The organism is Mesorhizobium sp. M4B.F.Ca.ET.089.01.1.1, assembly GCF_004022605.1.
In the GTDB taxonomy this organism is placed as follows: domain Bacteria; phylum Pseudomonadota; class Alphaproteobacteria; order Rhizobiales; family Rhizobiaceae; genus Mesorhizobium; species Mesorhizobium abyssinicae.
On the sequence record NZ_RZOS01000010.1, the window covers coordinates 1 to 23018 of the forward strand.

General features: G+C 58.5%; 17 protein-coding genes and 2 pseudogenes. 3 read left to right on the forward strand and 16 right to left on the reverse strand.

Going from position 1 to position 23018, the window contains the following annotated elements:
- From EN780_RS01900 to EN780_RS01930, 7 genes are all read right to left on the reverse strand, one after another.
- On the reverse strand, window positions 1–1056 hold a 1056-nt coding region (locus EN780_RS01900; protein ID WP_133372572.1), incomplete at its 3' end, for a fumarate hydratase.
- 6 nt (window positions 1057–1062) lie between these two features.
- Window positions 1063–2496, reverse strand: a complete 1434-nt coding sequence (locus tag EN780_RS01905; RefSeq protein ID WP_126087044.1) for an NAD-dependent succinate-semialdehyde dehydrogenase — start codon at window positions 2494–2496, stop codon at window positions 1063–1065.
- 195 nt (window positions 2497–2691) lie between these two features.
- On the reverse strand, window positions 2692–3618 hold the full coding sequence (locus EN780_RS01910) for a LysR family transcriptional regulator (protein WP_126080670.1): 927 nt from the start codon (window positions 3616–3618) through the stop codon (window positions 2692–2694).
- A gap of 133 nt (window positions 3619–3751) precedes the next feature.
- On the reverse strand, window positions 3752–4663 hold the full coding sequence (locus EN780_RS01915; RefSeq protein WP_126080669.1) for a CoA ester lyase: 912 nt from the start codon (window positions 4661–4663) through the stop codon (window positions 3752–3754).
- A 136-nt stretch (window positions 4664–4799) separates the two neighbouring features.
- Window positions 4800–5951, reverse strand: coding sequence for a CaiB/BaiF CoA-transferase family protein (locus EN780_RS01920; RefSeq protein WP_126080668.1), 1152 nt, complete (start codon window positions 5949–5951; stop codon window positions 4800–4802).
- Between the two features lie 15 nt (window positions 5952–5966).
- Window positions 5967–7220 carry a methylaspartate ammonia-lyase gene (locus EN780_RS01925; protein WP_126080667.1) on the reverse strand — a complete coding sequence of 418 codons (1254 nt, stop codon included), beginning with the start codon at window positions 7218–7220 and terminating at the stop codon, window positions 5967–5969.
- 223 nt (window positions 7221–7443) lie between these two features.
- Window positions 7444–7860: a GNAT family N-acetyltransferase gene (locus tag EN780_RS01930; protein ID WP_126080666.1), complete on the reverse strand. Its 417-nt coding sequence runs from the start codon at window positions 7858–7860 to the stop codon at window positions 7444–7446.
- 377 nt (window positions 7861–8237) lie between these two features.
- Between EN780_RS01930 and alr the strand changes: the two genes are divergently transcribed.
- On the forward strand, window positions 8238–9407 hold the full coding sequence (gene alr / locus EN780_RS01935) for an alanine racemase (protein ID WP_126080665.1): 1170 nt from the start codon (window positions 8238–8240) through the stop codon (window positions 9405–9407).
- 102 nt (window positions 9408–9509) lie between these two features.
- Here the strand turns inward: alr and EN780_RS01940 are convergent.
- From EN780_RS01940 to EN780_RS01970, 7 genes and pseudogenes are all read right to left on the reverse strand, one after another.
- Window positions 9510–10246, reverse strand: a pseudogene (locus EN780_RS01940) (IS5 family transposase).
- Between the two features lie 99 nt (window positions 10247–10345).
- The gene (locus EN780_RS01945; protein WP_126080664.1) at window positions 10346–12442 is read right to left on the reverse strand and encodes a S9 family peptidase; all 2097 of its coding nucleotides are present in this window, start codon (window positions 12440–12442) and stop codon (window positions 10346–10348) included.
- Between the two features lie 187 nt (window positions 12443–12629).
- On the reverse strand, window positions 12630–13691 hold the full coding sequence (locus tag EN780_RS01950) for an ABC transporter ATP-binding protein (RefSeq protein ID WP_126080663.1): 1062 nt from the start codon (window positions 13689–13691) through the stop codon (window positions 12630–12632).
- Entirely contained in the window at window positions 13684–14691 is a 1008-nt protein-coding gene (locus tag EN780_RS01955; protein ID WP_126080662.1) for an ABC transporter ATP-binding protein, read from the reverse strand. Before EN780_RS01955 ends, EN780_RS01950 begins: the two co-directional genes overlap by 8 nt.
- On the reverse strand, window positions 14688–15620 hold the full coding sequence (locus EN780_RS01960; RefSeq protein ID WP_126080661.1) for an ABC transporter permease: 933 nt from the start codon (window positions 15618–15620) through the stop codon (window positions 14688–14690). The genes EN780_RS01955 and EN780_RS01960 overlap by 4 nt, the downstream gene beginning before the upstream one ends.
- Window positions 15617–16615, reverse strand: coding sequence for an ABC transporter permease (locus EN780_RS01965; RefSeq protein ID WP_281013029.1), 999 nt, complete (start codon window positions 16613–16615; stop codon window positions 15617–15619). The genes EN780_RS01960 and EN780_RS01965 overlap by 4 nt, the downstream gene beginning before the upstream one ends.
- 1 nt (window position 16616) lies before the next feature.
- Entirely contained in the window at window positions 16617–18281 is a 1665-nt protein-coding gene (locus EN780_RS01970; RefSeq protein WP_245467327.1) for an ABC transporter substrate-binding protein, read from the reverse strand.
- Window positions 18282–18660: 379 nt separating this feature from the next.
- Between EN780_RS01970 and EN780_RS40365 the strand changes: the two are divergent.
- A pseudogene (locus EN780_RS40365) lies at window positions 18661–18781 on the forward strand (IS256 family transposase); the annotation flags it as partial.
- Window positions 18782–19183: 402 nt separating this feature from the next.
- Here the strand turns inward: EN780_RS40365 and EN780_RS01975 are convergent.
- Window positions 19184–19657 carry a hypothetical protein gene (locus tag EN780_RS01975; RefSeq protein ID WP_126080660.1) on the reverse strand — a complete coding sequence of 158 codons (474 nt, stop codon included), beginning with the start codon at window positions 19655–19657 and terminating at the stop codon, window positions 19184–19186.
- A gap of 252 nt (window positions 19658–19909) precedes the next feature.
- On the opposite strand from EN780_RS01975, the gene EN780_RS01980 reads away from it, so the two are divergent.
- Window positions 19910–20917 (forward strand): hypothetical protein, encoded by a 1008-nt coding sequence (locus tag EN780_RS01980; RefSeq protein WP_126080659.1) that lies wholly within the window; start codon window positions 19910–19912, stop codon window positions 20915–20917.
- Between the two features lie 780 nt (window positions 20918–21697).
- On the opposite strand, the gene EN780_RS01985 is transcribed toward EN780_RS01980, so the two are convergent.
- Complete coding sequence (locus tag EN780_RS01985; protein ID WP_245466449.1) at window positions 21698–22597, reverse strand: hypothetical protein; 900 nt, start codon at window positions 22595–22597, stop codon at window positions 21698–21700.
- Between the last annotated feature and the right edge of the window lie 421 nt (window positions 22598–23018).

Here is a 23018-nt window from a genome sequence, read left to right on the forward strand (position 1 = left end):
GTCACGGCCCGTCAGCATCTTTCCAGACAGCAGGAGCGTTTCACCGCAGCGCCACGATGCCGTCTCTTCCTTCGTCAGCGTATCTAAATTGACCCGCCGGACGCCGGCTGGGTTCAATTCGTCGGCTCCGATGTCGGGCCATTCGCGCAAATCGGGCGGCTGGAGCCTGATGGGTCCAGAGCCGTCCAAAGTAAACTTCAGGTGCCGGTTGGCGGCGCATTGCGGGATGAGCGCCACAGGCTTGGACGCCGCATGAGTAGGATAGGTCGCAACCTTGACGTCAACGACTGTCGTCAGACCACCAAGCCCTTGGGCGCCGATGCCAAGCGCGTTGATCCGCTCATAAAGCTCAATCCGCAGTCCCTCTTCCGGGCTTGACGCCCCCCTTGCGATTAGTTCCGCCATATCGATGGGCTCGTTCATGGCTTCCTTGGCCAGCAGCATCGCCTTTTCAGCGCTACCACCGATACCAACAGAGATCAGCCCAGGCGGACACCATCCGCTGCCCAGGGTCGAAACGGTATTGACCACCCAGTCGGAAACGGAGGCGCTGGGATTAAGGGTGGTAAAACGTGCCTTGTTCTCGGACCCGCCGCCTTTTGCGGCGATAGTGATCTCAATCTGGTCACCTTGCACCAAGTTGACATGGACAACTGCCGGCGTGTTGTCGCGGGTGTTGACCCGTCTAGCGAGGGGATCCGCAACGATCGATGCCCGAAGGGGATTGTCCGGATCGAGATAGGCTTGACGTACGCCCTCATTCACAAGATCAGCGAAACTGGCTGTTGACTTAATGCGGGCATCCATGCCGACCTTTGCGAAGACAACCACAAGTCCGGTGTCCTGACAGATCGGGCGCCGCCCAAAGGCCGCCATGCGGGAGTTCAGCAGAATCTGACCTATGGCATTCTTCGCCGACGGGCTCTGTTCTCGCGTGTATGCGTGAGAAAGAGACCGGATATAATCTGGAGGATGATAGTACGAGATGTACTGAAGGGCGTCGGCGACGCTCCTTGTGATGTCGCGACCTGCGATGGTCCGTGTTCTGTTTCCCACCGGATTTTATCCAAACGAACCGAGGCCATTGACCATTTTCAAAATCTGGAAGCTTCGCACCCCCTGCTCGCCGCCTTCATATCCATAGCCGCTTTGCTTGACGCCCCCATAAGGCGCATCCGCGGAAACCCCTTTCAGGTAATTCACACTAACTGCGCCCGCAGAGAGACCATTGATAAGCTTCTGTTGCGTATCGGCCGCGCCAGTAAACAAGTAGGCGGCCAGACCGTACTCGGTGGCGTTGGCTTCCTCGATCGCCTCTTCGATCGTATCGAAAGGCGCCACGGTGAGAATCGGTCCGAACGGCTCTTCATGAAGCACTCTCGCTTGCTTCGGTACGCCCGTCAGGATGGTTGGCGGCCAGTAAAACCCCGGTCGGTCAAGGGGGATGCCACCGGTCTCGATGCGGGCGCCGCCTTCTACCGCATCCTTGGTCAGGCGCTGCATGGCCTCTATTCGCCGCGCGTTTGCCATTGGCCCCATTTGCGTTGCAGGGTCATCCGGTGGTCCGATCCTGATTCTTCGGACCGCCTCCGTCATCCGGAACAGGAGTTCCTCATAGCGGGACCGGGCGACAAGAATCCTGCTGGGCGCATTACAGCTCTGGCCCGCGCACTCGAATTTGTATTCCGAAATAGCCGGTATCGCCCTTGCCAGATCCGCATCTTCGCACACAATAACCGGGGAATGTCCACCGAGCTCAAGGATGCAACGCTGCAGATTATTCGCGGCCAGCGTGGCTAGCTGTTTTCCAACAGCCGTCGACCCCGTGAACGTCAAGACTTTCACAATTGGCGAACTGAGCAGATGCCGCGATATATGCACAGGAACACCGAACACCAGGTTGACCACGCCTTCTGGTATCCCTGCTTGACGCAAAGATTCCACGATATGGACAGCCACACTTGGCGTCTCCTCGGCCCCTTTGAGGATCACCGGGCAGCCTGCCGCCAGCGCGGGGGCGAGCTTGCGGGCGATAAGAACGGCCGGATAGTTCCATGGCGTAAATGCAGCGACGACACCGAGCGGCTCGGGGGCTATCATCCTGTTCGAGCCCAACGGAATCGGGGCCGACAACTCATCGGCATGCCGGCCATTCCATTCCAGCGTTTCGACTGCGCGCGCGTATTCTCCTGTCGCTTCGGCAATCGTCTTTCCCTGTTCGGACGACAGGTCCCTGGCTGCGGCGCCAGCTTTCTCTGCCAGAATGCTGGCGGCAGAGACGAGGATCTCGCCACGCTCTTTGGCGGGTCGTGAGGACCACGCCTTGCGGCTGCGTTCTGCCGAGGCAAGAGCTTCATCCAAGTCTGAAACCGTAGCCGAGGCCACTGAGGCAAATACCTTCTCCGTCGCCGGGTTGATCACCGGCAAAGTGGCTCGGCTACCACCGGCTCGCCATTTGCCATTAATGAAGAGCTCGTAGCTCTTGGCGTCGGACATCACGGGCTCCACTTGACTGAATTCTTGCATACGAGCGCAGTTTCGATATCGAAACTGCTGAACTCGCTTGAGCCAGTTTCATCGCGATGGTCGCGGCGGGTCAAATATCGAATATTGCCGAAATCCATCTGGAATCCAGATCGGGCTGGTCCTTATGGCCGCAAAAGATCATGCCCAGCTTTACAGGTTAGTTTGTCAGGTCGCCTCAGGCGCCACCGCCGCCCAGTCCCGGATTTCAATCAATTTTCTGGCGACCTTCGGAATGAGCTTGCAGACCGCAGAAACGGCCGCAGAACGCTCATCTTTGGGATTTACAGCGAGCACCACGGACCGAGTAATCACCGGATCGACGATCTTGACAGTCCGGACCAGCCCTTGGGAGGCTTCTTTCTGAACCGCAGACGGGGCGAGAATAGAATGCGCTTTTCCCTCTACGACCATGTTGATGATCGTTGAGAGGGAGTCCACTTCAAACCTGACGTCCAGCGCGCAACCGTGTTGTGCGACGACATCAGCCACCGAACGCCTGACATTGTTGTTGCGCATGGGAACCGCCAGGGGGAATTCATGCAGGTCGACCAGCGATATCGCATCTTCAAACGGTGGCTCGCCGGACGGAACCACCAGACAAAGGTCTTCGCGCGCTAGCACCGTCATTCGCCCCACACTGTCTGCTGTGCGGTACAGAACCGCCAGATTGAAGCGTCCAGCCGCCATCCATTCCTCTAGCGGTCCCGTCATACCCTCGACCATCTTGAGGGACACCTTGGGCAGTTCGTGTCTCACCGCCTCAAGCAGCGGACCGCTCAGGACGCGAGCAGCTCCAGACGGAATCCCAATAGTCACCTCCCCGGCAGGGGAAGCGGCTGTGTTGGTCAATTCCACCTCGGTAAGTCGAATTTCTTTGAGAATTGCCCGCGCCCGCTCGAGCAGTTTGGCTCCTGACGCCGTCACGCTCACGCCGGTTCTGTCGCGTATCAGCAGCTGAGTGCCGAAGCCTTCCTCCAATTGGCGTACATGCAGACTCAGCGCACTCTGGGCGACATTCAGAAAGCCAGCGGCCTTCGTGAAACTGCCTGCTTCGACCACGCCGACGAAGTATCTTAACTGCCTGATTTCCACGGGTACTCTTCCGAGGGCGGACTGCAATTGACGCAATCTATCTTAAAATGTGATGGCACGACAGCAATAATTGTGCCGAGCTGCTGACGCTTGCTGTCGTCGTCCCAGTCTTGTTGATCAACCCGCTGAGGACTCAAACGGCCAACTCGGCGCCCGGATCCGTCGCGATGATTTCTCGGGCCCTTCGAATAACCGGTGGATCGACCATCTTTCCGTCCAATGCGAACGCGCCTCTGCCTTGCGCCGTCGCATCTTTTTCCGCCGCGAGGACACGACGGGCCCACTCGAGTTCCTGTGGGCTTGGTGAGAAAGCCTCATTGAATATGGCAACCTGATTTGGATGGATCGCCAAAGCCCCGGTAAAGCCAAGCCGCCGCGCATGGGCCGCGGCCTCACGAAGTCTATCATTGTCTGAGAACTCGCTGATACTTCCTATGAAACCAAGCGGTAGCAAGCCAGCGGCGCGAGCGGCAAACAGAACAGAAAGGTTCGGTGTCAAAAGAAGGTCGAGTTCCGGGGCACCGCCAACGGAGGCACTGAAGTCTTCAGGACCCAGCGCCATTGCAACCATCCTGGGATGGGCCGACGCAATGGCTGAGAGACTTTGTAATGCTGCCGGGGTCTCGATCAAGGCAAGGAACCGGATTCGACCCACCGCAAGATTTCTTTCTCGTTCAAGTTCCGATACCGCATTTGCGATCTCTATTACCCACGCTGCCGAATCCGTCTTCGGAAGGACAAGTGCATCAACACCCGCTACTACGGCTGCATCGAGATCGGCCGCCAAGGCACGCAAACCGCGATTCACGCGAACTAAAACATAAGCGCCCCTGCGGCCCACCTTTGCCACGGATGCAGAAAGCTGGCGCCGTGACTCACCTTTTTGATCCTGGGGAACGGAGTCCTCAAGGTCGAGTATGACGCCATCTGCCCCGCGCTCATGAGCCGCCTCCACAAAGCGCGGAACATGAGCGGGAACAAAGAGCAGAGATCTCCAGCGGGGAACAGACATCGGGCTTTCAACGGCCTGAACGGCGTCATTCATGAAGTCGCCTCTGCGGTCGATTCTAGCGTGGGCGCTGTCAGTGAGTTTGCTGGGCGGCCGTGGCACCCAGAGGGGCCAGGACTAGGCATGCACTCTGTGAATCGCGATCGCGCTTCCTTCCCGACAACAGGCACGCTCATGCTGACGCGGCTCTTGCGCGCAAACCTGCTCGAACCTCCTCGCGGACAGCCTCCGTATGCGCACCAAGGCCCGGAACTGGGCGCAGCGAGGGGCGCTCAGAGTTGAAGATCGCCGCCGGGGCGATCGTCTCTACTGTTCCTTCAGGTGTGCCAATCTCAACCCTGCGAACGTGTGGATGCTTTGAAATGTCCGCCACTTCGTTCAGTCGCCCATATGCCAAACCGGCCGCCTCAAGCTCCTGCATCGCTTCGTGGCAGGACAGCTCGGAAAACCGCAGCTCAATTATCTCATCAAGTTGAGGACGGTGGCCGAGGCGCTCCATGTTGTCGGCGAAACCAAGTGCACGCGTGAGCTCAGGCCGCTTCAGGAATTTCTCGCAGAAATTCACCCATTCCCGGTCATTCTGCACGGAAAAGATGACGTCCTTGCCATCGGCGCAGCGATAGGCGCCATAAGGCGCCAGCGAGGGGTGTTTCACGCCCGCGCGTACCGTGTGGTAGCTGCTGTAGTCGTGTTGCAGGACCGGCACGTTCATCCAATCGGCGACGGCATCGAACAGGGACACCTGAATGCTAGCCCCTTCGCCAGTGACCTCGCGATGATACAGCGCCTGAAGTATGGCGCTATGTGCCGTCATGCCTGCCGAGATGTCGCAAACCGACACACCCACACGGGCGGGTCCCTGTTGCGTCCCGGTGATCGCACACAGACCGGTTTCGGCTTGGACGATGAGATCATAGGCCTTGAGGTGAGAAAATGGCCCCCCCTCCCCAAATCCCGAAATGTCGCAGGTGATTAGCCGCGGAAAACGGCGACGCAGATCCGCAGATCCGAAGCCGAGTTTTTCGATGCTGCCTGGCTTCAGATTCTGGATAAAGACGTCAGCAGCAGCAACAAGCGTGTCCAGCACAGCACGGTCCGCCTCCAACCTCAAATCCAAGCATACTGACTCCTTACCCCGGTTGAGCCAAACGAAATAGGCGCTTTGCCCCCGCACCAACTTATCGTATTTCCGGGCAAAGTCTCCCTCAGGCCTCTCAACCTTGATCACCCGGGCGCCTGCATCGGCAAGACGAGACGATGCATACGGTGCAGCAACGGCCTGCTCCACAGCTACGACAGTGATCCCCTCAAGAGAGTTCTGCATGCAACACCGCGCTCTTCATCCAACATTTTCGTTTTGAGCCCGACGACGATTCAGCATCGCAAGCAACCGATTCTGTTCATTGCCCACGATCGAGAATGCCTCGTCGACTCCCATTCCAGGCTTCGCAAGCATCATGTCTGCCTGGGTCGCCATCGATATGTGGACGGAAGCCTGGGCAGAGAGATCTGTCTCGGTACAGCTTCCTCCAACGTACGCGCCTACCTTGTTCTCCTTACACAGGAGCACTGCACGTGCCGTGTCAGCCAATGAGCCGACATCAGGCGTCTTGATTTGAATGAGATGCGCGGCCTTCGCTTCGGCAAAGAGCCGAATATCCTCGAGCGTGTTGCACCTTTCGTCCACGACAATGCGAGCGGTGGAACCCCGGTTGTCCAAAATTGATACGATCTTGGCGTAGTTCTCAATTTGAGCTTGCGTCGAACCAAAATCCGCCGGGGACTCGACATTGAGGGTGAAACCCGGAACAGCGTCGGCGACCCTGCAGATAAAGTCGGCGATGAGTTGCGGCTCCAGGCTGATTTCCTGGCCGATCCAGCCATACACATCGAAATGCAGCACCGGATGATACCCCGGGCGGCCAATTTCGCGCGTCCGCGCCGCAACCCACTTCACGAACTCCATGAAGGCCTGGCCCTCGACGCCGAATTTCTGCCGTGAGTTGATCAGGCCGTGGGGAAGTATATCTACCGCTTTCAAGATCATTTTGTCGACGTTGATTTCGCGAGCATCGCCGCTTTGGCAGTAGATCGGAACCCTGCGAATTGGCAGCGGCAGGTTAAATTCACTGCAAACGACTTCCGCCATCGTGGTACTTTGAAGATGGGCCGAGGCGCGAAGGAGCGCCTGGCTAACGCCATACTCAATCGCGAGAGGTAACCGCTGGTGCTGGAGAGGCTCAAAAACCTTTGCACAGGCATCGAGATAACGAGATACGTCGACATTGAGAAGCCGGGGCACGACTATACGCGAGGTTAACTCCGAGATTTGAGCACTCTCAAACAAAGGATCTCGTCCTCCAGCACCAGAATATTGAACGCTCATCATGTCACCCCAAACCACGGCCCCGTCGGTGAGAGCAAGCCCGATGCTGAGCGAAGATGCCGGAACGCGGATGGACGTGAACCCAATCGCTGTCGCCTCGCCGCTATAGACGAAACCGTCCTGGGGCGCGCCGGCCCTGATGGCACCCTGATCGTCATAGAAAAAAGCGCCATTGCCAGGCGCAAGGAGGACGTCTTTGATCTGCATTTCACTTCGCTCGATTTTCGGACATCGTTGATGGCAGTTGGATTTGCTGCGCCGACTATGCACCACTTGATCTTGAGTTCGCCAACATAATGTCCCGGACGGTCCCATCGCGTTTTCAGATGGCCGGCGTCAGACACATGCACCCCGTATTCCGGCAAGCATTCGACGAACGTCGAATTATTGTATAGGTGGACATTGCAACGTCGTACTCACCTCATTTGGGTTAGCATTCGCGCATTAACCAGAATGCGTCTGAAATGCGCGTCAATCCAATCCCTTCATAGAAGCCGACAGAGTTGGGTGTAGAGATCAAAGCTATGGCCACAGCAGGCCCGAGTTGCCGGCGGGCTTCATACAGGAGGCCCTTGCCGATGCCGAGGCCTTGCGCCGACGCCGATACGGCAAGCTCGGAGACGTAGCAGATCCAGGAAAAGTCAGTAACGCATCGAAGTACTCCGACCAGCTTCCGCCCCGGCCGATGGAGCCGGGCCGTCAGCACCAAGTCGGCTTGGCGGAGCATCGCATGCAGCCGAAGCTCGCCATGGGTCGCCCCGAAGCCGGATTCGGCCAACACGCGGCAGAATTCGGCCGGGTCAAGGTTCGGCTCACTAACGTAAAGGATCTCAGATTGTTCGCTCATGCCAACCCCTTAACAAAAATTGATTGATCTAAGCTTACGCAATACCTTGTATTCGCAGCCGGTGCCGAGATTTTCGCCCTGACTGCGTGAAACCAGCAGTAGCTTGTGGCGGATTTTGGCACGAAGAGCTGCGCAGCAACTGCCCTATCCAGAACACAGCTTACTAGTCAGTTGAACGACTATGCTTTGTCATCTGCGTGCAAGTGCCCTGCCGAAGCGACTGCTTGCGTCTCAGTCCGCTTTAACCAGTGTCTAATCCGTGCTTCGACGGCGCCCCTTTTTAAACGGCAATCTCAGCTCGCGCGCCTACCTAGGATAGTAGGCTGCATCGCGGGGCGGCGAGGTTTATAAAAAACGGGACTGTTGGAGAGCAAAAGATGTTGCCGTTAGTTCGCCCCAGAAATGCTATATTTGAAATCAATCTTGGGGCTATTCAGGCGAACTTCCGGGCCATCACGGCCCTCGTTGGGTTAGGCGTAAGGGTCGCCGCTGTCGTCAAGAGCGACGCCTATGGACTTGGTGTTGTAGAGATTGCAAGGGCGCTTATTCATGTCGGCTGCGATCTGCTCTTCGTCGGCAATCTTGAGGAAGCGCTGCTTCTAAGATCGTCCCATGTAGACGAGGCAATCGCGGTTTTTTGCGATGATTTCGCGAAATTTGGTAGATTCTACCAATCCAATAACCTCATACCGGTTGTGAACAATTGCGCCGAATTGGAAGCCGTTATTGCAACAGGAACGAAGACATATTTTCTTAACGTGGAAACGGGATTTTCCCGCTTTGGGCTCGCCATTGCGGACGTGCGTCGCGCGTATTTTTCTGGTACGTTCGACATGTATCCCCCTTCGGTCGTACTCAGCCATCTAGCGTGCAGCGAAACCGTTGCGGACCCAACTAATGTGTTGCAACGGAACCGCTTCCGGGCGATCTACGATCTGATTAAGCCCACCTGCGGCAGTCTCGCAGCGTCCGCCGGTATCTGGCTAGGTAAATCCTATCATTTCGACATGGTACGGGTGGGCTCAGCCCTGTACGGGCTCAACGATGCTGGCATTCGACCAAATCCGCTGCAAGCGGTTGCAAGGCTCCGAGCGAAAATACTCGACGTGCGCAATGTCGCTAGGCGGGAGGCTGTTGGCTACGGTGCGACATTTCGTACGGGTCGAGCTACCCGCGTAGCGACCGTCGGGATCGGCTACACACATGGCCTTCCATGGGCCTGCGCGAACAAGATATCAGCTCGGTTCGCAGGTTATTCGGCCCCTCTAATCGGAACAATATGCATGGAGAACATGACAATTGATATAACAGATGTTCCAGAAGCGCTTTGTGGGCCAGGTAACTTTGTGGAATTACTGGGAAATGATTTTACCTTAGATGACCTTGCAGAAGCTGTGGGCCTCAGCCCACACGAAGTCTTAACCCGCCTAGGTGCTGGTTGCACAAGACGGTATCTGAATTCTTCCTTGTTACCTACGACCCCTAGGAATAAGGCGTTAGACTTTGATGGCAGCAGCGAGATGAATGATGGCAAGGCACGCCTTTGATTTCGTTATGGCGCTCCCATGGAGAACTTGGTCCATAGGGCATCCTTTGATTCGAAAGATAAGGATGCCCCATCAAAGCCCCGGATCAAACATGTAGCTAGGTCAGGACTCATTGATCCAGAAGATGAAGGCTGCAGCGAAGGCGATAGCCGACAGGAAGGTGTGAGCACATCGGTCGTATCTGGTGTGGATGCGTCGCCAGTCTTTGAGGCGTGCGAACATGTTCTCGATCCTGTGACGTTGCCGGTATCGGACAGGATCATAGCTGTGCTGAACACGATGCTTGGCATGGGGTGGGATGCATGGCCTGATACCGCGCTCGACGAGCGCCTGGCGGAAGGCCGCTGAACTGTAGGCCCGATCGGCCAGCAGGGCGTTGGCGGCGGGCAAATCCTCGATCACGGCCGCAGCAGTCTTGTGATCATTGGTCTGCCCTTCGCTCAGATGCAGCAGCCGCGGACGTCCCTTGGTGGTCAGTCCGCCTCGGCTGCGTCCGATACATCGGGATAGAGTTTTTTAAGGAGGCTGGCGGCAGTGCGGTGCGCTTTGAGATGGGTGGCATCGATCATCAGATTGTCCGTTTCGCCGCCCTGCGCGGCCAGTTCCGCTAGGATGCGGTTGAACACACCCAGCCGACTCCAGCGGATGAAGCGGTTGTAGATGGTCTTGTACGGACCGTAGTCGGAAGGGACATCTCGCCAGCGAAGGCCATTTCGGATCACGAACAGGATGCCGCTCAGCACCCGGCGGTCATCCACACGCGGAACACCATGCGACAAAGGAAAATAGGACTCGATCCGGCGCATCTGCTCCGGCGTCAACATCAGCAAATCACTCAAGGCAGCACCTCCTGCCACCCTGAATCACCAAACAGATATCAACTCAATAGATTATGGGTCCTGACCCTAGCTTTGATTCCGATTGTAACATAGAAATGCCTAATTGCCCGAGCATCGGACCTGGTCTAGAATCCAAGCCATACGAAGTGCTGCTTCTTCGGCTACACTAGGCCCATGTGAAGCGCCGCCGTGGCCACCGACCATACGCATGTGGAAAACAAGACCTGGGTCTCGACCGGCCGTAAAGGAACGTCGCTGGGCAACGTACCGAGCAGGCTGGTAGTAGAGCACCTGGCTGTCGTCGAGCGCGGCGTCGACGTAAGTTGGCGGGCGCGGGCGATCGGCACTGAGGTTGTAGTAAGGATCGTAGCTGCGCAGGTGCCGATATTCGTCGGCTATGTGGGGATCGCCGTACTCCGCTATTTCCGGCAGCGCGTACGGCATCGTGAAGTCCAGCTCGGTATCTATGATGTCGGCGAGCGGAACCTCGGCGAGTACGGCGCGGAACAAGTCGGGCCGCAAGTCGGCCGTGGCAAGCACGGTACCCCCGCCAGCGCTCGCTCCCTCAATGACGATGCCGTCGCCGGTGGCGACCCCCTGCCTAACAAGCGCCTCGACAGCGACGATCAGATCTGTGTGGGTGATACGTTTTCGATCGCGGGTAGCCGCCTCGTGCCACGGACGTCCAAGCTCCCCGCCTCCCCGTACGTGCACGATGCCGAAAGCAACTCCGCGATCGAGCAGGCTCAAACGTTTGGTCATGGATGAGGGCCAAGTGAAAAACGAGGGCCATCTCGGTTTTCCATAACAGCCGTAGACATTCAATAACACCGGCCCTGGGGTGGTTCGATCGCGCCGCGCGACGAGCGAAATTGGTATATCCACCCCGTCTTCCGCCTGCGCCATGACGACCGTCGCCACGTATTGAGCCGGGTCATATCCGGGAACGCGGGCCTGGTACAGGACTGCCGATCGGTCGTCGGCGAGATCATGCTCTACAAACGTGTCGGGCGTCACGAATGAGCTAACCGAGTAGACCAACTTCGAGCTTCGGAACGGATGCCGTGCGACCGAATAGCTACCCCCTGCAGACAAGCCGACCTTAAGAGTGCAGCTCGGCTCGTCGGGAACGATCGTGGCGGCGACCCCCCCGCTTCGGTTATGCGAGACGAGGCGAGGACGAAGGCCCTCTCGTTCCAGGACAACCAGGTGCTGGTCGAGCACGTGGACCTCCTCAAGCGTCACGCCCGCTCGATGCGGGATGACCTCCTCCCAGCACGATGGTGACGGGTCACCTATCGGCGCACACACGAGCCGCCAGTAGGGTCCAGCGTCGTTTACCCGAAACAAGAACCTGTCGCCCCAGTGCTCGGCAAAGACATGGTGGCCAAGATCACGCGCCACAATCCGGCGCCACCCAACGCCCGGCTGGTCGGCAGGAAGGCACCACACCTCCACCGCCCCGGCGTTGTCCATAACGTCCAAAAGCAGCCAGGCGCCGCTATCAGAGCGCCAAATCCGCAAGTTCAGTCGCTCGTCCGCCTCCTCGAACACTACCTCAGAGTGCGAATCGTTGACGTCCAGGCGTATAAGCTCATGGCGTTGCCGCCGCCGGTCCGCCCGCTCCCGCGTGAAAAAGAGCGTGTTGCCGTCCGCGGTCCAAGTAACCATCCCAGCCCGCCTCGAGCCCGTCCAGACGTCATGGCCGGTCTCTATGTCCCGCACCCTAAGCTCGAAGTTCTCGTCCCCGATGACATCGAAGCTGAACGCCACGTAACGCCCGTCGTCACTCGGCTCGAAGACACCGAGCGAATAGAAGATCTCGGCCCCCGGGATCGCGTTCGGGTCGAGAACAAGCTCGGCCGAGCCTCCGGTCACCGGCCGGCGCCACCACGCAGGATGAGACAGGCCCCGCCCGTGTCTTTCGAAGTACTCGAAAGGCCCAACCTGGAAGGTTGGTGGGGCGCCCTCGCAGGTGTGACGCCCTTCGATCTCGGCGATAAGTTCCGCCTTGAGCCCTTCCAGGTGGGCTGTCGCTTGCTGCGCGTAGCTGTTCTCGGCTTCAAGATACGCGCGGACGTCGGGATTCTCCCAGTCCCTGAGCCAGCCATACGAGTCTATCGTGACGTCGCCATGAAGGACCCGGATCCGTGCCTCGGAACGAGGAAGCGGTGGCTGCAGGTGCTTGTCTACCATCACAAGGCCCTCAGGAAAAAAGAGCAAGGAATTGGCGCGGCAGTCCGCGAGCAGACAGTTTGTGCATCAATGTTGCTCCTAGGCGATATAGTGTAAACCGTTTAACGAGCCACGGTGCGTTATTACCAACATCCGTTAATTCCGTTCTGGCAGAATAGCGCTTCGAGTGCCCTATTATTACTTACTGTCAGACGGAACCATGGTCGGCACTTTTCAGGTTGGGTGTCGACAATTCTGCTTTCGCACCTGACGTCGGCAGCCAGCATGCGGACATATGCTGCGGCCCGACTTCGATGGCCGGCGGCTCCTCCTCCTTGCACCGGTCGAAAGCAAGCGGGCAGCGAGGATGGAAACGACAGCCCTTCGGCACGCGTGCGGCGCTTGGAACCTCTCCTTGCAACGCCGGCAGCTCGAAGCGACTTGCGTCGCTGCGAATCTGCGGCGTGGCGTTGCGCAACGCGACCGTATAGGGATGCCGGGGGTTGAATGTGATGTCATCGGCGCTGCCGATCTCGACCAATCTCCCAAGATATAAGACTGCAATCCGGTCGGCGATCAGCCAGGCGAGCGGCAGGTCGTGGGTGATGAACAGTAGCGCCATGTTGTGCTTGGCGCGCAGGTCAACCAGGACCTGAAGAATTTGTGCGCGTATCGATACATCGAGCATCGACACGGGCTCGTCGGCAACGATGAGCTCCGGCTTCACGGCAAGCGCTCCGGCAATCACGACGCGCTGGCGCTGGCCGCCGGAGAGTTCGTGTGGGAAGCGGGCGAAGAAATCACCGGGAGGATTGAGCCCGGCCGCCGAAAGCGCTTCGCTGACCCTTTCTGTGAGTTGAGCATGGTTCTTGACCAGCCGCAGGGAGCGCAACGGCTCTGCCACACTGTCGAACACGGTGTGTCGCGGGTTGAGCGCCTGATAAGCATCCTGAAAGATCATTTGCACGCGTCGCCGGTAGGGACGCAGAGCCGAGAAGCCCTTTGCAGACGTCATATCGCGGCCCTCAAACAGCAACCTGCCTCCTGTGGGCTGGGCTAGCTTGGTGATGACGCGGCCCACTGTCGTCTTGCCGCTTCCGGATTCTCCAACCAGGGCGACGATTTCACCTCGTCCAATGTTGAGGTCGACTCCATCCGCCGCACGCACCGCCCCGGCAGATCGCCCCAGGACCCGGTCGAACAGTCCGCCCTGGATAGGAAAATGGACCTTCAGGCTCTCGAGACTCAGGATGTCGGAGGTGTCAGGCATGAACTGCAACCCTGCCTTCTTGCGAGGAACGGTGAAGGTGACAGGCGACGCGTCCCCACCCGAACTTTTCGAGGCTGGGAACTTCGGTCGTGCAGACCCCCGTTGCTGACGGGCAACGTGGATGGAAGGCGCAGCCTGACGGTCGATTCATTAAGTTGGGAGGATCACCGGGGATAGGGCGAATTATCCGTATGCCGCTCGCCGGGTTGGGGATCGATTCGATCAGCAGGCGAGTGTAGGGATGTTTGGGCTTAGCGAAGATCTCCGCGACGGTTCCATCCTCGACTATCCGGCCGGCGTACATGATCATCACGCGATCACACGACTCAGCGACGACAGACAGGTCGTGGGTGATTAAAATGAGCGCTAGGTTAAGCTGCGATCGCAACTTCCCCAACAGCTTGAGGATCTGAGCCTGTGTGATGACGTCGAGCGCCGTGGTCGGCTCGTCACCGATGATGATCGAGGGGCGACATGCGAGCGCCATGGCAATCATCACTCTTTGACGCATACCGCCCGACAACTCGTGGGGATAGGCAGTGCCGCGATCCGTCGGAATGCCGACGAGTTCTAGAACCTCCCGTGCCCGCGCGGTCGCCTCGGCACGCGACATGCCGAGCTTCAGGATGCATGGCTCGGCGATTTGCTTGATAATGCGGTGAACGGGATTGAGCGCATTCATCGCGCCCTGGAAAACGACGGACGTCTCGGTCCAGCGATGTGGCCGCATCGCCGCATCATTGTCGATCGACAGCAGGTTACCACGATAGCGCACTTGGCCGCCGCTGACCCGTGCATTGGGCGATAGTAGACCAGCGATCGCCATGGCGGTGGTAGTCTTGCCACTGCCCGATTCACCGACGAGGCCAACGGCCTCTCCAGCCTGGAGCGCGAAGCTCACGCGGTCGATCGCTCGCAATGAAACGCCCTTGAGCCGATACTCAACAGAAAGCCCGTCGACTTCCAAAAGCGATGCCTTGTCTTGGGAGAGGTTTGTCATGGGATCACCCTCTGCCGTGGATTGAACGTGTCGTCGAGGGCATTGCCGACCAGGACGAAGCTAAGGGAAACCGCGAGGGCGCACAGCCCGGGGGCGCCGAGGTACCACCAAGCTCCGGTACTGGCCGCACCGGCGCGCTGAGCGAGCGAAAGCAAAGTGCCCCATGAAGGCTGCAATGGGTCGCCAAGCCCGAGGAACGAGAGCGACGTCTCGACATAGATTGCGCCAGCGACGACCAGCGCACCATTCGCTGCGATTTGCGGAACGAGATTGGGGAGGATATGCCGCACCATGATGCTCAAATTGCTGCTGCCCACAACTCGTGCGCGATCAATGAATGTTCGCTCCTTAAGCGATAGTGTCTGACTGCGAACGATACGGGCGACAAACGCCCAGCTTGTTATGCCGATGACGACAAGGATCACGAAGAGGGAAGGACGGAAGCCGAGGATTTCTCTGCCCCGCCCCATTACTTCGAGCACCACGGGTGTGATGACCAGCGCAAGGACGAAGGACGGCATGACGAAAAAGAAATCCGTCAGCCGCATCAGCCAGACGTCAACTCTGCCACCGTAGTAGCCAGCAATGATACCAACCGTAGTGCCGACGACGAGGCTGATGACGGTCGCCAGCAGCGCGATCGTGAGCGATATCCGGGCACCATGGACGACCAGATTGAGCACGTCACGCCCCACCTCATCGGTCCCCAGCAGATGCTGGCTTGATGGTGGAACGAGGAAATCACCAGTTGCGGTGGCTACGGTCTCAAGTGGACCTACGAGGATATTGGGCACAGCAGAGAGGACAAGGAAAAACACCAGACACAACAGGCCGAGCTGAGCCCCGGCGTGACCAAGAAGATTGGATAGAAAGCTCTTGATCGCTCTCGCCCGGCTACGCGAGGAATATCGCACGATACTTTCACTCATTGCCGGATTCGCGGATCAAGAATGCCGTAGGCAAGATCGGCTAGGAGGTTCGCGACAACGATCGATACACCAAGCAACAGGAATATCCCTTGAAGAACTGGGTAGTCCCGCGCGTTGAGCGCTTCGACCGTGAGACCACCAATTCCCGGCCAGGCGAAGACGGCTTCGACGGTGATCGCACCAGCGACCACGTAGCCAAGATTGAGAGTAATCAAGGTCACGAGCGGCAGCATTGCGTTACGAAATGCATGGCGCATCAGCATCTGACCGTTGGTAAGTCCCTTGGCGCGTGCGGTCACCATGTAGTCCTCAGTAACGACGTCACTCATCGCTGCACGCGCGACCACAACGTATTGCCCGATCAGCCCAAGGGCTACCGCGGCGACCGGAAGTGCGAGATGTCGCAAGTAGTCTAGGATCTTATCAGTTGAACCTATGCTAGCGCCGGGTGAATAGATGCCATAACCCGGAAACCACCCCAATGCCGTGCTAAAAATGACTACTAGTACCATAGCAAGCCAGAAAGACGGCGTAGAATAGAGCGCTAGAGATGCTCCCATGGCGATACGGTCGACAGCTCCTCCTCTGCGCCAACCCGCATAGAGCCCAAGCATGACACCGCATAGCATGGCGATTAATTGGGCCAAGCCAACCAGGGCGATGGTGGCCGGCAAGCGCTCCCAAATAAGGTCAGAGACAAGTCTACCCCTGAACTTGAAGCTGTAGCCGAGATCGCCATGTAGAGTTGCCGACAGGTAGTCAAGTATCTGGTCCGGGAAAAGCGGCCGGTCGAGTCCCCAGTTCTGGCGCTGCGCCTCGATCCGTTCAGCGGACACGCTCATCCGAGCACCGCCAAGCAGAAGCGCTGCAGGGTCACCGGGAATGACCCTGAACAGGACGAAGTTCAGTGTGGCCACCATCGAAAGAGTTATGGCCGCCCTGATCAGGACATTCCCAATGCGGCTTGTTCGCCCTTCCTGTGCGTTGCCAGCCACGTTAGATCGGCCTCAACCGATCGAACGGGAAATAGCTCCAATCCGATATCGCGTCCTCCGGTCCCCAGCCCTGGAAGCAGTCCTTACGATAGGCACCGAGCGTTAAGGGGTGACTCAGAATGATATACGGCGCCTCAGCATAGATGAGGCGCGCTGCCTGATCGACCAGCTCCTGGCTCCTCTTCAGGTCGACGGTACGGTCGACCTCAGTCAGGAGCGCGTCGAACTTCTCATTTGTCCAGTACGATCTGTTAGTGAGGCCGATGGACTTGCTACTGCCCAAGACGAGCAGGTCGTGAGGCGAGGAAGACAGCCAGTTGCTGGCGATTAGCAGATCCCAGCTTCCGCCGCCGTCCGTCGGCGCTGTCGTGCGGGCTGTGAGCGCACCGGAATCGAGCTGGGTCACCGACACGGGAATGCCAATTTGTCCCAGCCAGCCCGCAACAAGCTGCACGGCTGCAATCGGAATCTCGCTCACACCCGAAGCCTTTCCTGTGATTAGCTCAAGCTGTAAGCTCTTTCCCTCCTTGTCCTCCCGGACACCATCGCCGTTCGTGTCCCGATATCCGGCCGCGTCTAGCCGACGACCCGCCTCGGCTAGATCGAAGCGGCGCCTGATGTCGCTTAGGTCTGAGTAATAGTCGGCGGCTACCGGCATCACAATTCCGACACCAGGGTCTGCGTGCCCGCGGTAGGCGCGATCCACGATCGCTTTCTGATCGATCGCATAGCCGATCGCGTCGCGAAACGCTGGATCCTGCAGGGCCTTGGTGCTGCCCGCCCCCTTCCCGGAGGCCGTATTAAATGCCAGATAGTCCCGCTGCTCCACGCGAGATTCATAGACCCCGATATCGCTCTCCTTCGAGAAGGCAGCCCACTGTGCGGTTGTCACGCCCCCACAATCGAAGCTCCCACTCTTCAGACCCTGGGCAATTGGATCCTGCGTGGTGAAGAAGTGGATAATCATCCCGGCCGTCTTCGGCTGCTCAGTGCGAAAATACGCGTTTGGCGTAAGGCGCACAAATTGGCCTTGCTGAAACTCCGCAACGATCATAGGCCCAGTTCCCACCAGCGGCGGGTCGTTGCGAAAAGTGCTGCGCGCATCCGCGTAGCCGATGTCCTTCCAAACGTGCTCAGGGACCATTAGAACGAAGTTGTCAATTGGCCAGCGCGTAGGAGCCTTGGTCACGATCCGCAGAGTTTCGTCATCAATGGCCGTAACGGATGCGACTTGTTCCATGCCGTCTGTGCTGTTTTGGCCAATATTCAGCTCGTCTGGCTTGCCCACGGAGCCAAGCAGATAATTATAGGTGAACGCGGCGTCTCTGGCGGTGGCGGGTTGGCCGTCCGACCACTTCATGCCGGGCCATACCTTGATTGTCCAAGTGAGCCCGTCATCAGCAACGGCCCACGCCTTCGCAAACCCCCTCCGGTCAGGGTGTCGCTGGGCGTCAACGCCGACCAGCGAATCGTAGGACAAGACAAGCGGCCAGAACGAACTCCAGGTGGCGAATGGATTCATGGAATCGGGAGCACCCATCGAGCCGACACGCACAATATGGTCGCTACAAGACGAAGCGAACGCCCTTGAGTTAATGACCCACGGGGCAACCGATCCCACCAGCATTGCTTTGACGACCGCACGGCGATTCATAGACCACATCATTCTGGTCCTCCTTTAAGCCTCGCCACGCCGCATTCCCGCACCTCGTCGCGCCCATTTGGAACTGATGGCCAGCGCGTGCACAAGGTAATTGGTGTGGCGGTTCCCCTTTATAGTCTTAAGTTAGATTTCTTCGACAGCTGCTGAATTGGCAAATAGAGACTCGATATAATCGCCATCTAATAAGTAGATGGCTAACGACTCTCCCCGCCCAGATGGACGCTTTCTGTCGACGGTGCAGCTCTGAAAATCGCACCTGTTGATTCCCCGGTAATCGACCAGCGCTGCCGCCAAAGACATTCTGCTTCCAGCCCCGCAGGTCCGCACGAAGTGATCCGTGCGGATGCAGGAGGTGCTCGAGGCCGAGATGGACGAGGGCGGCCTCAACGAGGAAATCCGCCGGCGCACCTGTGTCGTGCTCATCTTTCCAAAACATAGAGATGCCGCCCCCGTCAGGACATTGGCTGTCGAAACCAACGAAAACGGATGGCGCCAACCGCTAGATCAACATGGACGATCTGCGTGAGCACAAGAAACATGCTCTGCGCCAAGCCGCGCGACCAGCACCATGGCTGTCCCATTTTACTGATGGGGTGGATGCCAGCCTTCTCCGACGGCATCGCAATGTGCCAAGTTGGTGGTGTTAGCGCCACGCAAAGGAGAGGCAGGCATCGATGGAAAAGTTACTATCATTGGGGTCGATCTGGGAAAGAACGGCATTCAGCTGCAGGGGGCGGCAGCTGATGGATCGGTTGTATTCCGCAAGAAGCTGTCGCGCCTGCAGTTTTGCAAGTTCATGGCGAGTCAACCGGCATGTGTCGTGGCAATGGAAGCGTGCGGCAGCTCCCACTACAGACCTGTCAGATGGCTCGGCTTGGCCATGAGCCAAGACTGATTGTCCCGGCCTATGTCCCAAACCGTCCGTCAAGCGGCAGAAGAACGACGTCGCCGAAGCGGAGGCGATCGTCGAAGCAGCGCAACGACCGACAACGCGCTTTGTCGAACCGAAGACCAAGGAGTAGCAGTCCCGGGCTATCGTGTTTCGCACCAGAGAGCAGTTCGTGAATCAGAGAACCGAATGGGTGAATGCGTTGCGCGCGCACCTCTAGGAGTTCGGTTATGTTGTTCCGCAAGGCATCGGCCACCTGCCACGTCTGGCAGAGATCGTCGAGGACGAGAGTGCAGACCTGCCGGATCTGGTCCGCGACATCTGCAGCGCTCTTGACCAAATCAAACAGTTGAGCAGCCGTTTCGCGGCATTGAAGAAGACGATCGACATGCTGTCCAAGCAAGCTGCAACATCTCGGCGCTTGCAAACCATGCCCGGTGTCGGCCCTATTGCTGCCCTTGGCATTTTCGCCACCGATGGAACCCTTCAAGTGCGGTCGCGATTTCGCCGCCTGGCTCGGGCTGGGTCCCTCGGCAGAAGTCAAGCGGCGGCATAGGCACAAGTGTCCCGCGCGGGCGCGCCGCGAGACACATAGCGCTTGCCCCTTTATTCGCACCGTCTCTTGGTGGCACGCGGATTGCATAGGACTCCGTGAAGGCGAGCGCGGATAAAGCGGGCTGTTCCCTCGAGAAAACAAATCCGAGCGAATGAAGTGCAGAACCGAACCGTCAAGGAGTACGTCATGCGAGTAGCCGTCGTCCGGAATCGTGATTTTACAGGCGTGATCAACCGATTCGGTCAGCCTTATCCACAGCCCCCGCAGCCTTGGCCGCCCGGCGAGACAGTCGAAAGGGCGGTGGCGGCACTGCAAGATGGCGGCCATGAAACGCTTTTGTGTGAAGGCGACAAAGGACTGCTCAATACGCTCGAGCGCTTCATGCCACCCGATCCGCAAGCCCGCCCTTCAGGATTTGTTTTCAACCTGGCGGAGGGGATTCAAGGAGATTACCGTTTCACGCACGTTCCGGGCATGCTTGAGATGGCCGGCGTTCCATACACCGGATCGAGCCCACTCGGGCATGGACTGACGGACGACAAAGTTATCAGCAAGACGCTCATGCGCAGTTGCGGCGTGCCGACGCCGAACTTTCGCATCATGCGCTGCGGCACCGACAGCACCGGCGATTTGCGATTCCCACTTGTGGTGAAGCCGCGCCGTGAAGACAACAGCTTCGGTTTGCAACTCGTGCATGAGCCCTCTCAGCTGGCGCAAGCCGTCGAAATGATCATTGGGCAATATGGGCAGGATGCGCTAGTGGAAGAATACATCGATGGGCGGGAAATCCATGTCGCGCTGCTGGGAAACGGAAAACCCGAGGTGTTGCCCTTCGCAGAGATCGACTTCGGCGAACGCGAAATTGGCCTTTTGACTTGGGAAGCGAAGTACCTGCCTGCCGAGCAGGCGTCGACGATTTGCCCGGCGCGAGTCGGGAGCAGTCTTGCGACTTTGCTGCGGGATATTTCGATTGCAACCTTCCGTGCCTGCGAGTGCCGGGACTATGCACGCCTCGACGTCCGGATCGACCGCTCCGGCCAACCCTTTGTGCTGGAGATCAACACGATGCCTGGGCTCAGTATGCAATCCGAATATGTCCTAGCCGCAATCGCCGCTGGGCACAGCTATTCGAGCTTGATCAATCGCATCCTTGATGTGGCCCACAAGCGGTATTTCGGGATCGGCATCCCGTAGCCGGTCACGCGTCGAGTCGGCGCCCACTCGGTGCCCCATCAGCGTGGCAGCCGAGACGTCGCCAACCGATTTCGGTGCTGCGCCGAGTGCGAGGCGGCGGTGATGACGGCGGTCGACATGAGATGTTGGTCGCAATGCTCGACTGCAGAAACTGACCGCGATCTGGAGTGCGCTCTAGGGTTACACCGATCGGGCTGCGGTTTTGCTCGTCTGCCGGATGTGTTAATCCTCGATCGTTGCGGGCCGGGAGCCGCTGGACGCGGCCTGGCGGCGGCTTTCTGCGCTCGATTGCGGCGCAACGGCGACCGTCGGGGGGCATCGATCGCGCGGGCGATGGCGTAGCCGACGATCATGCGCGACCAGACGTCGAGAATGACGGCGACGTAGACGAAGCGGGCCGGTAGCGCGGCATAGGTGATATCGCCGACCTAGAGTTGGTTGGCAGGTCGGGACAATGTCCTTTTGCCAGATTGGAGTAGATCGGACTGCTATGAATGCTGTCGGTCGCGGCGACGAACCGGCGTCTGACCTTCGGTTGCAGGCCGTGATCGCCCTAGAAATTCCAGCTCCTGAGCCTGCTTGCCGATCAGCTGCGGCGATTCGCGCCTCATTTCCGTGATCAGAGCGGCCGAAGCCGTATGTTCATCGAACCACTCCACCTGCCTCTGCCAATCCAGACAAGGATCAGGGTGCGGGTGATGTCATGCCGTTCCCCCAAATGTGCAGCGTCTCGCCCGACAGATTTTCCTGCACGGCCAACGCTTAAAGGTGACGCTATAACTACGATGTCTTGCCATCGCTCATGGTCGACGTCGACTGACAGGCGTCGCTTGAGGGAGCTGGCGACCCGGCCGCTGGTGCCCATCGCGACGCCGTGAAGACTTTCACTCGCCTATCCAGATAAGCGCCTTCATCCCGGTCCTTCACTATTTCTGCGAGGGTCCGCTGATTGGTTTCGAATGATTCGGTCCACGCCGCGCTGGTGAATAACATTCGGCTCAGCATCACCGTGTCGAAAACAGGCAGCCCAGTCAACCGGCGTATGATCGGGGACACCAGAGGGAATGCGGTACATTCACACAGAAAAGCCGCGATGTGCGGATATCTCCTTCTCAGTCGCGTGACGCACGCCGTGACATCGTCCTCGATTTCAGACACTAGCGTGCGCCGCGGCGGGCGCTGCATTTCGTTATCCAGGAGCTTTCCACCTTCGATACCGCCGACCACTATCCGCGCACGCTCGGCCGGGTCGTCGATCCCGAATAGGCCTTCGCTGCAATGCGTGGAATCGGCAGTCAGTACCGCGAGCTTGGCGCCGGGTGGAAGCTGACGTAGCAGGGTCGGTATAAGCAGGAGACTTGACAGCGCCACGGGTACGTTCACCGACGCGGCCACCGCTGCCTGATGTCGGATGGCGAACCCACAGTTGGCGATCACGGCAACGGCGCCCCGTTCGACCAAGCGTTGCGCTGACGTGACGTAGGCCGGTTCAAGCGACGGATCGCCTCGGATGACGCGATCCGCCCAAGCACCCTCCACTGTCTCGATGATGATCGGAAAGTCGTAAGTATCTGGATTGAGCAGGGAACCGGGATACGTTTGCGGAGGTTTCTCGCCCGGCGCGAGCCCGCGCTCAAGCTCGAGAAAGCCTAAGGAGGCAGGAGGTCTATGTGATGTCACGCGGGGAACCTCGAGCAGTATTCTATATCATCATCATCGGAGGCAGCGCCGCCCTTGCGGGTGGTCACGTGCCCATGTGATCGCACTTGTGCCGGCCGGTCAAATATCGAATGCAGGCGGCACCATCGTGAGGCCAGATGGCTTTCCCGGCGACGTCGCGGCTGTCTCCCCGCAGCAAACCAGCCGCATATCTGCATAGCGACCGTTTCCCGGCATCTGCGGAGCGTCATGCGCGTTGGCGGCATCCGGCCGAAATAACGTCTGTATGTCCGGACGTGAGCTCTTACGGAATCGATTCTGTAATTCTGTGATTCAATCCGGACATGCAGATCGGCTACGCGCACGTTTCGACGGCCAGAACTTGGACCTGCAATGCTCTGATGCTCTGATGCGCGCCGGCTGCGAGTAGATCTTCGAGGAG

Bases quoted from the DNA above. Each gene is read 5' to 3' on its own strand.
- EN780_RS01905 (WP_126087044.1), bottom strand. From the start codon at position 2,496: ATGTCCGACGCCAAGAGCTACGAGCTCTTCATTAATGGCAAATGGCGA.
- EN780_RS01915 (WP_126080669.1), bottom strand. From the start codon at position 4,663: ATGAATGACGCCGTTCAGGCCGTTGAAAGCCCGATGTCTGTTCCCCGC.
- EN780_RS01920 (WP_126080668.1), bottom strand. From the start codon at position 5,951: ATGCAGAACTCTCTTGAGGGGATCACTGTCGTAGCTGTGGAGCAGGCC.
- EN780_RS01925 (WP_126080667.1), bottom strand. From the start codon at position 7,220: ATGCAGATCAAAGACGTCCTCCTTGCGCCTGGCAATGGCGCTTTTTTC.
- EN780_RS01930 (WP_126080666.1), bottom strand. From the start codon at position 7,860: ATGAGCGAACAATCTGAGATCCTTTACGTTAGTGAGCCGAACCTTGAC.
- alr (WP_126080665.1), top strand. From the start codon at position 8,238: ATGTTGCCGTTAGTTCGCCCCAGAAATGCTATATTTGAAATCAATCTT.
- EN780_RS01945 (WP_126080664.1), bottom strand. From the start codon at position 12,442: ATGGTAGACAAGCACCTGCAGCCACCGCTTCCTCGTTCCGAGGCACGG.
- EN780_RS01950 (WP_126080663.1), bottom strand. From the start codon at position 13,691: ATGCCTGACACCTCCGACATCCTGAGTCTCGAGAGCCTGAAGGTCCAT.
- EN780_RS01955 (WP_126080662.1), bottom strand. From the start codon at position 14,691: ATGACAAACCTCTCCCAAGACAAGGCATCGCTTTTGGAAGTCGACGGG.
- EN780_RS01960 (WP_126080661.1), bottom strand. From the start codon at position 15,620: ATGAGTGAAAGTATCGTGCGATATTCCTCGCGTAGCCGGGCGAGAGCG.
- EN780_RS01970 (WP_245467327.1), bottom strand. From the start codon at position 18,281: ATGATGTGGTCTATGAATCGCCGTGCGGTCGTCAAAGCAATGCTGGTG.
- EN780_RS01980 (WP_126080659.1), top strand. From the start codon at position 19,910: ATGCGAGTAGCCGTCGTCCGGAATCGTGATTTTACAGGCGTGATCAAC.